Here is a 13,710-nt window from a genome sequence, read left to right as displayed (position 1 = left end):
CATGCCCGGAAATCTCCGGGCATGCGCTCTCGTGTCGGGTCTAGTCCTCCTGCTTGGCGGACGGGAGCTTCTCCGAGATCAGGTTCATCACCGTGCTGTCGGCCAGCGTGGTGACGTCGCCGATGCTGCGGTTCTCGGCCACGTCACGCAGCAGGCGGCGCATGATCTTGCCGGAACGGGTCTTCGGCAGCTCGGGCACCACGAGGATCTGGCGCGGCTTGGCGATCGGGCCGAGCGTCCTGGCCACGTGGTTGCGCAGGTCGGCGGCGATGTCGTCGTTCTCCTCCGCCGAGCCGCGCAGGATCACGAACGCCACGATGCCCTGGCCGGTCAACGGGTCGGTGGCGCCGACGACCGCCGCCTCGGCCACCTTCGGGTGGCTGACCAGAGCGCTCTCCACCTCCGTGGTGGAGATGTTGTGGCCGGAGACGAGCATGACGTCGTCCACGCGGCCGAGCAGCCACAGGTCGCCGTCCTCGTCCTTCTTGGCGCCGTCGCCGGGGAAGTACATCCCCTCGAAGCGGCTCCAGTAGGTGTCGATGTAGCGCTGGTCGTCGCCCCAGATCGTGCGGAGCATCGCCGGCCACGGCTCGCGTACGACGAGGAAGCCGCCGCCCCCGTTGGGGACGCTGTTGCCCTGGTCGTCCACCACGTCGGCGACGATGCCGGGCAGCGGGCGCATCGCGGCGCCCGGCTTGCCCGCGGTCACGCCGGGCAGCGGGCTGATCATGACGGCGCCGGTCTCCGTCTGCCACCAGGTGTCGACGACGGGGCAGCGCTCGTCGCCGATGTGCTCGCGGTACCAGACGTACGCCTCGGGGTTGATCGGCTCGCCGACGGAGCCCAGGATGCGCAGGCTGGACATGTCGTACTTGGCGGGGATGTCGTCGCCCCACTTCATGAACGTCCGGATGGTCGTGGGCGCCGTGTAGAGCAGCGTGACCTTGTACTTCTGCACGATCTCCCAGAACCGGCCCCGGTGCGGCGTGTCGGGGGTGCCCTCGTAGATGACGCTGGTCGCGCCGTTGGCCAGGGGGCCGTACACGATGTAGGAGTGGCCGGTCACCCAGCCGATGTCGGCCGTGCACCAGTAGATGTCGGTCTCGGGCTTGAGGTCGAAGACCGCGTGGTGGGTCCAGGCCGTCTGGGTGAGGTAGCCGCCCCTGGCGTGCAGAATGCCCTTCGGCTTACCGGTGGTGCCGCTGGTGTAGAGGATGTAGAGCGGGTCTTCCGCGTCGTGCGGCTCCGGGGTGTGCTGGTCGCTCTGGCGGTCGACCACGTCGTGCCACCAGACGTCCTTTTCGCCGATCGTGACGTCCTCGCCGGTACGCCGTACGACCAGGACGTGCTCCACCTGCGGGCACTCGGCGACGGCCTCGTCGACGGTCGGCTTGAGCGCGTTGGGCTTGCCCCTGCGGTACCCGCCGTCGGCGGTGATCACCAGCTTGGCGTCGGCGTCCTCGATCCGGCTCTTCAGCGCCTGCGTCGAGAACCCGCCGAACACCACCGAGTGGATCGCCCCGATGCGGGCGCAGGCCAGCATCGCGATCGGCAGCTCGGGGATCATCGGCATGTAGACGGCCACCCGGTCGCCCCTGCCGACGCCCAGCTCCTGCAGCGCGTTGGCGGCCTTGGAGACCTCGGTCTTCAGGTCGTTGTAGGTGAGGACGCGGGAGTCGCCCTCGGGCTCGCCCTCCCAGTAGTAGGCGACCTTGTCGCCGCGCCCCTCCTCGACGTGACGGTCGACGCAGTTGTAGGCGACGTTGAGCTCACCGCCGACGAACCACTTCGCGAACGGGGGGTTCCACTCGAGCGTCGTGTCCCACCGCTTGGCCCAGGTCAGCCGCTCGGCGGCGCGCTCCCAGAAGGCGAGGCGATCGGCGGCGGCCTCGTCGTAAGCGGCCGCGGTCACGTTAGCGGCCGCCGCCAGGTCAGCCGGCGGCTCGAACCGGCGGTTCTCCTGCAGCAGGTTGGACAGCGCCTGGGTTTCGTTACCAGCGGTCTCCGGGGCCACCTCGTGCTCCTTCTATGGCCAGATTTGGATAGGTCGTGTCCCACTTCACCAGCTCAGGACCTCCGTACACAAGAGGTCTAGACAGGTCTGTACCTCGGGGTCGAAGGCGGGGCGCGTCTTATCACTTCGCATGACAAACGCTATTGAAATGTTGTCATCCTGAAATAAGGGGAATATGTGGGTGGGGCAGGAGGCGGGTTCCCAGCGCTTTATGGGCCCCCCTTCCACGGTCCTTTCTCGCGGTACGAGGAGCGTCCCAGGGTGCATTGAGGCCTGGCGGCGGGGCGGAACGGCGGCGTGTTACCGAGGGTCATGTTCGGCGCTCGGCCTTCTCCGTCCGCGCCTACGACCGATCGGCCGACTCGGCCGGTCCGCGCCTACGACGGATCGGCCGACTCGGCCCCGGCTATTTCGTCGGCTGCGGTGGGTTGGCTGTCCTGGTCTTCTCGGTCTGTGTCCGGCGGGTTGCCGTTGCCTGCACCGGGCTTCCGCGGTGAGTTGGCCGCCTACCCGCCCTGGCCTTCTTGGCCGGTGCTCAGCGGCAGATTGACCGCTATCCCCGCCGTGCTTCCTGGCCGGCGCGCCCGGACTGGCCTTTGCCCGCACCGGCCTCCTGGCGAGCGCCTCTGTGGCGGATTGACCGCTATCCGGACTGGACGTCTTGGCCGGTGGCGGGTCGGCCGCTGCTTGTACAGGGCTTTTCGTCTGCGGCTGCGGCGGCTTGCTGTCCCCACCGGACTTCTAGCCCGGCGTCCATGCGCGGGAGTGATCGCTACCGGCACCGTGTTTCGTGCCCCGACGCCCCTGGGGCCGCTTGACCGCTACCCGCAGGTAAGGTCAGGTCACGTGAGTGACCCCTTGGCCGTCATCGCCCAGTTCCCCGGCGTCGCGGAGGCGGTGGACGAGGCCCGGCAGGCCGTCGACCGGCTGTACCGTCACCGCGTCCTGCGCCGGGCCAGCCCCGCGGTCTCGACGGAGTCGTCCCTGCGCGGCGCCCGAGCCTCGGCCGCCGTCGAGGGTGTGGACGTACCCCTCGACGCCCTGCGCAGGGACGAGATCCACGATCCCGTCGTACAGGGTGCGCTGCGCGCGTCGGCCGAGATGGGACGGCTGGGCCCGACCTGGCGCAAGGCGCCCAGGCAGGTGCTGGCCCGGCTGCACGCCGTGGCGGCGGCCGGGCTCGCCCCGGAGGCAGCGCTGGGCCGTCCCCGCGACTACGACGACGCCCCCGACCCGCTCGGCCTCGGCCCCGCGCCCGCTGCGGCCGACACGTCCATCCGCATGGAGAGCCTGTTCGACCTGCTGGAACAGTCGGCGAAGGCGCCCGCGATCATCCTTTCCGCCGTGGTGCACGCGGAGCTGGCGGTACTGCGCCCGTTCGGCACGGCCGACGGCGTCGTCGCGCGCTCGGCCGGGCGGTTGACCCTGGTCGAGTACGGGCTCGATCCGAAGTCGCTGGTGGCGGTGGAGGTGGGGCATCAGGAGCTGCCGTACGCGGAGGCGTTGCGGGCGTACCTGAGCGGGAGCCCGGAGGGGGTGGCGCAGTGGATACAACACTGCGCCTCCGCGGTAACCCTCGGCGTACGCGAAACCACGGCGATCTGCGAGGCCATGCAACGAGGCTGACCCCCTCACCGGCTTTCGAACCCTTGGCGTCGTGCCAGTCCCGCCGCCTCGATGGCCGGGCCGTTCAGCACCATCCGCGATGCGACCCGCTCGCGGTACGGCCGTTCCGGGCCTTCGTTGCCGGACGACTAGTACCTGCGGTGACGCGGCGGTTGGGGGACCTGCGGTGGTTCGGTGTCTTCTGGGGTGCGTTTCGTACGGTTCTTTCTCGGTACGGCTGTCCCTGGGTTTCGTGGTGTGGGCGCTGCCACCTGCGGCGATGCGGCAGCCAGGGACTTGCGGAGGTGCGGTGGTTCCCTACCTTCTACGGCGCGTTGAGTGGGGGCCTTTCGCGATGTGGCTGTTCCGATGCCCATTGCGGCCCTGACCCGGGCGGCCGTGGTGCCGCCGCAGCTCAAGACCTGTGATGGCGCGATAGCCCGGGACCTACGGTGATGCGGTAGTTCGGGACCTGTGCTTGACGATCCTGTAGCTGAGGACATTTCGCAGCGCGGCTCTCTGGAATCCAGCGCCGTGTGCTGAGGCCGTGGCTTTCGGAGACCCTGGCCGTGCTACTGCCCGAACCCTCAAGATCTTGGGCCGTGCCACCGCCCGGACCTTTCATGAACCGCGGCCGTGCCGCTGTTCAAAGCTCGTGATCCGAGCCCTTCCGGCCCTCACGGGTTGGCGATCCGGACATTTCCTGACATAGCGGACGGCGTCTCAATCCTGAGACGCCGTCGCTTTGCGCACCACGCCGGGTTACCAAGCGTGCACCTGTATCCGTCGGACCGGGTCAAGCCCGTCTCGACGCGCCTCCCGCGGCTGGTCGCGCGTGGGTACCCGACTGATGCACCCGGACCGGAGTCCGTATCTACTTTCTACGTCCGATCCGCCCTGATGGGAACCCCTCCGGCCAAGACCTTTACCGGAGTGTGCATCGGGCCGTCGCGCGCTATGGCGATCCGGAACGAGGAGTCGTGGATCCGCGATGGTCGCCGATCACACAGAGTGATCAGCTTTATGTGATCGTTATGAGTCGACGAAAAAAACTTGGCGAAAAAGCGAGATTGCTCCTCGACGTAACTCGAGTCGATCGGGCAGCATACGTTGGTATCGCCTGAAACTGGAGCGACGCGCACGGGATTGCTTTGCAACTCCCTTGCCAGGTTCCGGTTAGGTGATGAAAGCTTTCTTCTGAAACGGGACCGGCTCTACCCCCCCGGAGCCGGACCGGCAGGCGACCCCCGCTCTCCCCCCCGGCGGGGGTCGCCCTTTTTCCAGGGCAAGCCTCCCGCCTCACGCAGCGGCCACTCCACATCCGTTCGCCGCCCGCGAACCACAACCCAGAGCCATGTCTATGCGGGCTCACCGCGCTCCAGCGGTCTCGGGTTCGGCACCCTGCCGCCGAACGAGTCCTCGGCGCGGATCGCTCAAGATTCTCTCCGCCCGCCTCATCCCGGATCACCGCCATCGGCGGGCCGCCTGGCGAAGAGTCCACCAGGCGAGCCGCTCGTGGCCGCCGCTGACATCCTGCCTGCCTGCGCGCCTGCCTGCGCGCACGCACGTCTGCCTGCACGCACGTCTGCCTGCACGCACGTCTGCCTGCACGCACGTCTGCCTGCACGCACGTCTGCCTGCACGCACGTTCGCTTGCGCGCACGTCTGCTTGCGCGCACGTCTGCCTGCCACAGCCCATGCGTGCCGTGAACCTGTGTGCCACCATGACCGAGGCTGTGCGCCTGCGTCTCACCGCGCTTCATGACCCGCGGCTGACAGCGCCGTCCAGCCCAGTCGCCTTCATGCTGCCGCCGTCCTTCTCCGGCCACATCCGGTTGCGCACGCCGTGATTCCTAAGCAGTGGACCAGCATGCTGATCTGCCGTCCGGATCGAAGATCGTGCGTCGCTTGCGCTTGCCGATCGCGTGCCCCAGCCCGCTTTCGCGGCCGAGGTCCTTCGTACAAGGACGAGGACCTACTGCCACAGACGCCATCCGAGGCGGTAGGTCTGTGCGTCGCCCGAGGCTTCACTCGCGGACCGGGGTCGGGGCCCGCGAGCCGCGGTCCAGGGCCTGCGGGCCAACAGCGACCCTCTGCCATGCGTCGGCGAAGACCCGTTGTCCACAGCTGTGGACCAGCGCGCCACCGGTTATCCACAGAACCCGTTCCAGCGCCTCGCCGCCGCGACCGCCTCCGGCAAGGTGGGCCACCAACATCCACCCACCGCCGGGAGAGGCCGATCCCACATGCATCGCCCATTGGTCATCACCGAGGACCACGCCCTGCTGGACGACCTGGTCCGCATAGCCGCCGCGGCCGGCGCGCAGCTCGACGTGGCCCACGTCCCCGCGCACGCCCGCCCGTACTGGAACCTCGCCCCGCTCGTCGCGGTGGGAGCCGATCAGGCGGACGCCGTGGCCGCGGCCGCACCACCCGCCCGAGAGCAGGTCGTCCTCGTCACCCGCGAGACCGACGACCCCGACACCTGGCGCAAGTGCGTGGCCGTGGGCGCCCAGACCGTCGTGACTCTGCCGAGCGACGAGCGCCACCTCGTGGAGCGCTTCGCCGACGCCATGGAGCCCGACCCACGCTCCGGATCCGTGACCTGCGTGATCGGCGGCCGGGGTGGGGCGGGCGCGAGCGTGCTGGCGGCCTGTCTCGCCCTGAGGGCTTCAGCCGACCATCTCCGTACGCTCCTTGTCGACGCCGATCCGCTGGGCGGCGGCATAGACGCGTTGCTGGGCCACGAGGAGGCGCCAGGAGCCCGCTGGGGCGACCTGGTGGCCAGGGAGGGCAGGGTCAGCTCCAGCGCGCTCCAGGCGGCGCTCCCGGCGTTCGGCGATCTGGCGGTCCTGTCCTTCCACAGAGGCGACGTGGCACCGATTCCCGCCCAAGCCATGCGTTCGGTCCTCGAAGCAGGCACCCGGGGCTTCGACCTGGTGGTCGTCGACCTCCCACGCCATCTCGACCCAGCCGCGATCGAGGCTCTGACCAGAGCGAAAACCACGCTCCTGGTGGCGACGGCAGACGTGCGAGGCATCCTTTCCGCCTCACAGGTCCTCTCCGAGACGCACAAGCACACCGCCGACATCCGCGCGATCCTCCGTCCCGGGGTCCTCGACGACGAGGTGGTGGTGTCCTCGCTCGGTGTCCCACCGGCCGGCAACCTCCCCGACCAGCCCAGACTCACCGCCACCCTCAACCGCGGCGAGCTCCCCAGGCTGGGCCCCCGCACCGTGCTCGGCAACCTGTGCACGTCCCTCCTCCGAGACCTCCTGCCGGCCACATGACCCCCACCCAACGGTCAAGCAACCCGTACTCCACCACCGACATCCCATCCAGTCACCCGCCCCCGATCCAGCCACCCAGCCGCCCCACCGGAGCCCCCACACCCCTCGAACGCGTCCAACCGCATCGAGAAACGGTCTCCGCACACCCGGAGGCAGTGTCGGCGCGCACCGAAAGGCGCGAAACGCAACGTGGAACGGTCTCTGCGCGCCCGGGAACGCTTTCTGCGCATCCGGATGCGGTCACCGCACGTGCTGCCGAAAGGGTTCCGGCTAACTCAGGAACAGTCCCTGTGCGTCCGAGAGCGGCTTCTGCGCGTCCGGGGACGGTCTCCACGCCGGCTGAAGGGGTCTCACCGCATCCGGGAGCAGTCCTTGCGCGTCCGGGGGCGGTCTACGCGCGTCCGGAGATGGTCTCCGCGTATCCCGGACCGGCTCCGACGCACCCCGGAAGGGTCACCGCGCCTGTTGTGGAGGCTTTCGCGCACTCTGCGGCGGTCCCCAGGGATCCCACGGTGGTTTCCGCGGATTCCACGGTCGCATTCCGGCGGCCTGCGGAGGTTTCTACGGATGCCACAGAGCGGCTCAGGATGGTTCCCACGCATCCCACCGCAGTGTCAGTGCACTCCATAAGGGTCCAGGCAAACCCCGGAGCAGTCCCTCCACGCCCAGATGCGACCTGCGTGCCCGGCCACTCCGCGGTGACCTCAGCAGCGCCTTCACGCGCTGCCTCTTCGACCACGGCTTCTTCCATGTCGTATGCGCCTGCGGCGATCCCTGCACCAGGCGCGCCGAGGACCCCTGTATCCAGAACGCCTACAGCAGGGCACCCTGGGTCCACGGCTCCTGCGCGCGTTTCCCCCGAGCTGGTCGAGGCCGTCCGGGTACGCCTCGCACGGACCGGCGTCGAGCCCAGCGCAGCCCAGGTCGCCGTCGCCCTCAGGGCCGAGAAAGCCGTTTACGGCGACGCGGAGATCCTGGCCGTGGCCCGCGCCCTCTGCGCCGACCTCATCGGCGCGGGGCCCCTCGAACCCCTGCTTGCCCAACCCGACGTGACCGACGTCCTCGTCAACGGGCCGCGGGAGGTGTGGGTGGACGACGGCGCCGGCTTGCGCCGCACGCCGGTCACCTTCGCCGACGACGGAGCCGTACGCAGATTGGCCCAACGCCTGGCGACCGCAGCGGGCCGACGCCTCGATGACGCCTCACCCTACGTCGACGCCCGCCTGCCAGGAGGAGTCCGGCTCCATGCGGTGTTGCCACCAGTCGCCTCCGGCGGCACCTGCGTCTCCCTCCGACTGCCACCGAGACGTACGTTCACCCTGACCGACCTGGTCTCGGCGGGCACCATCGCCCCGTCGGCGATCCCCGTACTCACCGCCATGGTCACCGCCAGGCTCGCTTTTCTCGTGACGGGGGGTACCGGCACCGGCAAGACGACCCTCCTGTCCGGCTTGCTCTCCCTCGCGGACCCGGGCGACCGTCTCCTGTTGGTGGAGGACTCCGCCGAGCTCCGCCCGCTCCACCCACATGTCGTACGCCTGGAGACCCGTCCGGCCAACCTGGAGGGCGCAGGAGGAGTGGGCTTGCGCGACCTCGTACGGCAGGCGCTCAGAATGCGCCCCGACCGCCTGGTGGTCGGAGAAGTACGCGGGGCGGAGGTCGTCGATCTCCTGGCCGCCCTGAACACCGGCCACGAAGGCGGCTGCGGCACCTTGCACGCCAACACCGCGGCCGACGTACCACCGCGCCTGGAGGCACTGGGCTGCGCCGCCGGACTGAGCAGAGAGGCCGTCCACAGCCAGCTCGCCGCCGCACTCGACGCCGTCATCCACCTCACCCGTGGCCGTCCTGACGGGCGAAGACGCATCGCCGAGATCTGTCTGCTCCACCGGACGCCATCCGGCTTCGTCGAGGCAGTCCCCGCCCTCACATTCGACGCCGAAGGGCGCACCCGCCCCGGCCCTGGCTACGAAGCCCTAACTCACAGAGCCCTCCTGACACCACCCCACTCACCGCCGCTCCGATCAGGCCCACCCACGAACGACCGTTGATCACCATGAGGACACGGCCACAGAGCGACGTCGGTCACCGTCCGGACAGTCACTCGGACGAGGACACCCCAGGTTCGGGCGGGCACATCGGGCGAGGACATCCCAGGTTCGGGCGGGTCCGCGGGAAGGAGCCCACCACGGTAAGGACGTGCCGTAGGACAGCACGCACGACCGGTTCGGCCGACGGCCACACCGTGACGGATCGAGCGCTTGCCGCGCCGCCCGACGCACGCACCGAACCCGGGACCAGCACACGGCAGCCGTGCTCGACGCCGACATTGATCAACGTCCGGACACCGCTGTGGACGGAACCTTGAGCAGCTTGCGGACATCGCCGTGGAAGGGACGCTGGTCAGGGTGCGGACACCGCCGTGGACGGAGTTCTGATCAGGGGTTTGGACACCGCCATGGAAGAACCCGGATCAGCGTTCGGACAGCGGCATCGACGGAACGCTGATCAGCCCCCCAGACAACGCCATCGAAGGAACACGATCGATCATGACCAACGCGCTGATGTCTGCGTTGTCCACAGGCCTCGCCGTTTGGCTGTGGACAGGCCCCGACGTAGCCACGACCCGCTTGAGTCGCCTCCTACGGCCGCTCACAACACGCCCTGCCCCTTACCGGCGCTCACTGAGCGGCCTGCTCACCCGCTCCAGCCCCGGGCGCCGCGCGGACACGTGGCGACGCGCGTCGATCGAGCTCTGCCAATCCCTCTCGGCGGAACTCTCCGCAGGCCGTACACCGGGCGAGGCCCTCTCCAGGGCCGTCGCCGCAGTGGACTTCCCCGATCCCGATGCCATGCGCCAGGTCGTCGCCGCAGCCAGAGACGGCGGCGACGTTCCGGCAGCGCTTCTCTCGTCGGCGCCACCCGAAGGTGGGGAGGGCCTTCGCCGGCTGGCGACGTGCTGGGAGGTCGGAACCACTGTGGGCGCCGGAATGGCCGCCCTGGTCGACCGCGTGGCGCAGACTCAACGCGCCGCCCAGGCCCACCGCCAAGACGTCGCAGCCCAACTGGCAGGCCCTCGCACCACAGCCCGAATGCTGGCCTTCCTCCCCGCCCTCGGCCTCCTCATGGCCGCAGCCCTGAACATGCGCCCCCTTGACTTCCTGCTCGGCAGCCTCCCAGGGCTGATGTGCCTGTTCGCAGGGGTGGCCCTCGACGCCTGCGGTCTCTGGTGGACCAACCGCATGGCCACGAAGGCCCAGACCTGACCCGACTGTCCGCCTCTTGCGAGGACCGGTCATCCGGGGGCTTGGCCGTCCCACCGACCGCGCGACTCAGGCCACAGACGGCCGGGTGTCGGTTCCGATCGCCCGACGGCTTGGTCCCTGGGTCTCTCGATGAGGGATTCCTGCAGCGGGTTGACCAGCGGGCCTGGTCCCGAGGACGCCGGGAAGTCCGTCTTGCCGCCGGCTGACCCTTGGATGACTGCCTTGTTCCGGGGGCGGCGTCGTGGAGGGTTGTCAGGTCGATGGGCTGACGACGTGCCAGGTCGTTCGTTTCCGGTGAAACCGTCGATCCCTGGTGCCTGACGCGCTCATTCATGGTGATGGCCGGCGGGGCTTCAACCCCGGAGGACACGTCTGCTGCCCGAAGCTGAACACCTGGATGGCCGTCAGATGTTCGCCAGACCGACCATCCGGCCGGCGATCAGATCCCTGCCAGAGACCGTACGCAATTGCGTCATCCGGTCATGACCCGGCATCAGCCCACAACCGGTCATCACCGCGCTCACAACACGCCGCAAAGATTCGGATCCGTCCATGCTTCAGACCCTCCTGTCCGCCTTGTGTGCCGGCGCGGCCGCCTGGCTCTGGCTCTCACCGAGAACACCCGCAGAGCGCCTGGCCCGGCTCCGTTCAGCGACTCCTGCGCATGCCCGGCATCGAGCCGGACTGCAAGAACCGCAGTGCGCCATCCCTCCGGCCGCGAAGGACGAGCCGCAGCCGGCGTGGCTGCACTCCGCTGACACACACCCGAACCGCCTCACCCGCAGAACAGCGCTCTCAGCAGGAGCCGCCGGTCTCCTGTCGGCACTCCTCGTCGGCGGTTACGCGGGAGCCATAGTCGGCCTGCTCATCACCCCGGCGGTCGCGGTGTTCCTGCACCGCAGGGAACCCGACCACGTCCGGCAAGAGCGTCAGCGCATAGTCGCGGACCTTCCGTTCGCCGCCGATCTGATGACCGCCTGCCTCCTGGCGGGCCGACCGGTGAGCGCCGCCACCGAGATCGCCGCGAACGCGGTCGGCGGCCCACTCGGCCGCCGCCTCACATGGGTCAGCAGCCAGCTACGTCTGGGCGCCGATCCTGAACCGACCTGGGCCGTCCTCGCCAAGGACCCGGCCACAGGCCAACTCGCCCGAGCCATGAGCCGAGCGGCTCAGAGCGGCGCCCCTGTGGCCGACGTACTGACCCGCCTGGCGGACGACGCCCGCGAGGCCGCCAGGGCGTCGGCCGTCGCCGCGGCGCGAAGCGTCGGCGTGAAGGCCGTCGCCCCGTTGGGCCTGTGCTTCCTCCCGGCCTTCGTCTTGCTCGGCATCATCCCGGTCATAGCTGGTCTGGCTTCCACCATCGTCCTCCCGTAGAACGCTCCGGGGGGCGCCCCTGAACGCGACACCCGGCGACGGCGCACTCCCAGCGAGCAGCCTTCACTACAGGCAGTGATCGGCGGAAACCACCCGCTCAGGAAGCCGTCCTTCGCCTCTGAGCAGCCGACCGGTGGCTGGCCTCACCGCTTCAAGCGGCCGATTGACGGCCAACTGCTAGCCGACCGTCGTCCTCCGAGAGCTCCGCCCCTCGGCTGACCGGCGACCATCAAGAGCCGTCCCCACCGGCCGTCATCGTCCGGGAAGCCGGGATCGCGGGTCGACGGTCATCGTGCGATCACGCGGGCCGCCTTCGACAAGACCGAGACCGACCGCCGCCCTTTGAGAACAACCGCTGTCCGACCGTTGCCCCCCGGACAGCGCCGGCCAGTCACCGTCCCCCGAGAAGCGTCGCCGGCGCACCGTCCCGGACGACGGCTCTGACGCGCCATGGGCCACCTAGGCCCAGGGCCTCATCCACAGGTCTGGACACCTGTCACCGAAGACGGGCCCCGGCCACACCGGCGGAATCCAGGCCTCATCCACAGCCCACAACCCGTCCAACCGAGTTATCCACAGAACGCCACTCGGGCCGTTGCTCGTCACCCCGCTTCGGCGACCCTTTGACTCCCGCCGGGACGAGACCCCGGCCTTGACCCACCTGGAGGCACGATGCACAGTCCCGCCACGACGCCCGACGACATCAAAGCCGCCCCAGCCGACGAGACTCACCCGACCACGTCGAACGACACCATGACACTCGTTCCCAGCACGCCCGAGACAGCCGAGCCCACTGCCACCGACCAGCCTGACCACTCCAGCACCAGCCCCAGCGAGCGATCACTCCCCAACCGCCGAGACCGGCCCGCGATCACCACAAGGCCGCGCTACAACAAGTGGCTCCACTACGCGAGCGTCAACCGCGAGCGCGGCATGTCCACAGCCGAATACGCCGTGGGCACCATCGCGGCCTGCGCCTTCGCCGCGATCCTGTTCAAGGTGGTGAGCAGTACGGAGGTCCAGGAGATGCTGACGTCGCTCATCGAGCGCGCACTCAACACCGCGCAGAAGTGACCCTCGGCCCGTCGCGGCCCTGCACGAGCGGTAGGGGGCCGGCATCGCGGGGTTCGGTGACGGCCGAGACCGCTGCGATGCTGCCCGCCCTCATGGTCGTCCTGGCCGCAGCCCTGTGGGCCATCCAAGCAGTCGGTGCGCAGCTCGAATGCGTCGACGCGGCCCGCGCGGCGGCTCGGGCCGCAGCCAGAGGCGAGCCACTCGACCAAGTCCGCGATTTCGCCCGCGCATCCACCACTCCACTAGCCGAAGTAGCCGTATCCCGCGACTCAGAGCTCACCGAAGTCCAGATCACCGTAGAAGTACGACCAGCCTGGGGGCACTCACTCCCCGCCGTCCGCGTATCAGCCACAGCCACCGCCGACACCGAACCCGACGTCCCTCAGTGAGCACTCAACCCACCAAAGCCCCGGCCTGTCAGGGGCCGACGTCCTGACAGGCCGGGCAACCCGACCACTCAACAAGGAGGCACCGATGGGAGGGCGAGGTCCCGTGAGAGAGCACGGCTCGGCATCGGGGTGTGCCTCGGTGACAGGGCGTGGCTTGGGCGGAGAGCCAGGCTCTTCGAGGGAGCGCGGCGTTGCCGGTGGGCGTGATTCTGCCGGGGAGCGCGGATCGGCCACGTTCTGGGGCGTGGCGCTCATGGGGCTCCTGATGGCGATCGCCATGGTCTTCGCCACCGTGGGTTCCGTACGCGTGGCACGCCATCGCGTCACCAGCGCCGCTGACCTGAGTGCCCTCGCCGCGGCACGGCTGGCCGTGATCGACCCAGAGGGCGCCTGCGACAGAGCCTCCGCACTCGCCGAGCAGAACGGCGTCGAGCTGACCCGGTGCACGCTCACCGGCGACGTCGTCGACGTCTGGACCGCGTTGTCGATCTCGGTTCCGTTGTCAGGACGCCGCACCGTGACGGGTAGATCGCGCGCTGGCCCGGCAGATCCGAGTCCCGCCGCGGAAGTCCGATGACATCAGAAGCGGGGCTCGACCCGCCGCTGCGCCGGTGGCCGAGACAGCGATCAAGGAGGTGAGGTGTGTCGTGGAAGGGGGCCGCCACGTCGGTGCGGAGTCACGGCCGCGAGTGCAGATC

The 13,710-nt window shown here is 69.3% G+C and carries 10 protein-coding genes; 8 read left to right on the top strand and 2 right to left on the bottom strand.

The genetic code is table 11. The features are described from left to right. Positions 1-40 precede the first annotated feature (40 nt). The gene (gene acs / locus ACIBP6_RS41935; protein ID WP_397060160.1) at positions 41-2,014 is read right to left on the bottom strand and encodes an acetate--CoA ligase; all 1,974 of its coding nucleotides are present in this window, start codon (positions 2,012-2,014) and stop codon (positions 41-43) included. An 846-nt stretch (positions 2,015-2,860) separates the two neighbouring features. On the opposite strand from acs, the gene ACIBP6_RS41930 reads away from it, so the two are divergent. From ACIBP6_RS41930 to ACIBP6_RS41915, 4 genes are all read left to right on the top strand, one after another. Then, positions 2,861-3,640 carry an oxidoreductase gene (locus ACIBP6_RS41930; protein ID WP_397060158.1) on the top strand — a complete coding sequence of 260 codons (780 nt, stop codon included), beginning with the start codon at positions 2,861-2,863 and terminating at the stop codon, positions 3,638-3,640. 2,225 nt (positions 3,641-5,865) lie between these two features. Beyond that, positions 5,866-6,909, top strand: coding sequence for a septum site-determining protein Ssd (gene ssd, locus ACIBP6_RS41925; protein WP_397060156.1), 1,044 nt, complete (start codon positions 5,866-5,868; stop codon positions 6,907-6,909). A gap of 749 nt (positions 6,910-7,658) precedes the next feature. Next, entirely contained in the window at positions 7,659-8,960 is a 1,302-nt protein-coding gene (locus tag ACIBP6_RS41920; protein ID WP_397060154.1) for a TadA family conjugal transfer-associated ATPase, read from the top strand. A 498-nt stretch (positions 8,961-9,458) separates the two neighbouring features. Further along, on the top strand, positions 9,459-10,175 hold the full coding sequence (locus ACIBP6_RS41915; protein ID WP_397060152.1) for a type II secretion system F family protein: 717 nt from the start codon (positions 9,459-9,461) through the stop codon (positions 10,173-10,175). 404 nt (positions 10,176-10,579) lie between these two features. On the opposite strand, the gene ACIBP6_RS41910 is transcribed toward ACIBP6_RS41915, so the two are convergent. Continuing rightward, positions 10,580-10,729 (bottom strand): hypothetical protein, encoded by a 150-nt coding sequence (locus tag ACIBP6_RS41910; RefSeq protein WP_397060150.1) that lies wholly within the window; start codon positions 10,727-10,729, stop codon positions 10,580-10,582. Between the two features lie 331 nt (positions 10,730-11,060). Here ACIBP6_RS41910 and ACIBP6_RS41905 point away from each other — a divergent pair, with 331 nt between their 5' ends. From ACIBP6_RS41905 to ACIBP6_RS41890, 4 genes are all read left to right on the top strand, one after another. Then, entirely contained in the window at positions 11,061-11,549 is a 489-nt protein-coding gene (locus tag ACIBP6_RS41905) for a type II secretion system F family protein (RefSeq protein WP_397060148.1), read from the top strand. A 672-nt stretch (positions 11,550-12,221) separates the two neighbouring features. After that, positions 12,222-12,623 (top strand): DUF4244 domain-containing protein, encoded by a 402-nt coding sequence (locus ACIBP6_RS41900; RefSeq protein WP_397060147.1) that lies wholly within the window; start codon positions 12,222-12,224, stop codon positions 12,621-12,623. Further along, complete coding sequence (locus ACIBP6_RS41895) at positions 12,620-13,012, top strand: TadE family type IV pilus minor pilin (protein WP_397060145.1); 393 nt, start codon at positions 12,620-12,622, stop codon at positions 13,010-13,012. The genes ACIBP6_RS41900 and ACIBP6_RS41895 overlap by 4 nt, the downstream gene beginning before the upstream one ends. An 85-nt stretch (positions 13,013-13,097) precedes the next feature. Next, positions 13,098-13,589, top strand: coding sequence for an Rv3654c family TadE-like protein (locus tag ACIBP6_RS41890; protein ID WP_397060143.1), 492 nt, complete (start codon positions 13,098-13,100; stop codon positions 13,587-13,589). The last annotated feature ends 121 nt before the right edge of the window (positions 13,590-13,710 follow it).

It is taken from the genome of Nonomuraea terrae, assembly GCF_044465245.1.
GTDB classification, from domain to species: domain Bacteria; phylum Actinomycetota; class Actinomycetes; order Streptosporangiales; family Streptosporangiaceae; genus Nonomuraea; species Nonomuraea terrae.
Note: the sequence above shows the minus strand (reverse complement) of the source record. Positions and strands in the feature narration are given on the sequence as shown.

What these genes read in the sequence shown, in the direction of transcription:
- ssd (WP_397060156.1), top strand. Translation starts at nt 5,866, where the DNA reads ATGCATCGCCCATTGGTCATCACCGAGGACCACGCCCTGCTGGACGAC.
- ACIBP6_RS41920 (WP_397060154.1), top strand. Translation starts at nt 7,659, where the DNA reads ATGTCGTATGCGCCTGCGGCGATCCCTGCACCAGGCGCGCCGAGGACC.
- ACIBP6_RS41915 (WP_397060152.1), top strand. Translation starts at nt 9,459, where the DNA reads ATGACCAACGCGCTGATGTCTGCGTTGTCCACAGGCCTCGCCGTTTGG.
- ACIBP6_RS41910 (WP_397060150.1), bottom strand. Translation starts at nt 10,729, where the DNA reads ATGGACGGATCCGAATCTTTGCGGCGTGTTGTGAGCGCGGTGATGACC.
- ACIBP6_RS41900 (WP_397060147.1), top strand. Translation starts at nt 12,222, where the DNA reads ATGCACAGTCCCGCCACGACGCCCGACGACATCAAAGCCGCCCCAGCC.
- ACIBP6_RS41890 (WP_397060143.1), top strand. Translation starts at nt 13,098, where the DNA reads ATGGGAGGGCGAGGTCCCGTGAGAGAGCACGGCTCGGCATCGGGGTGT.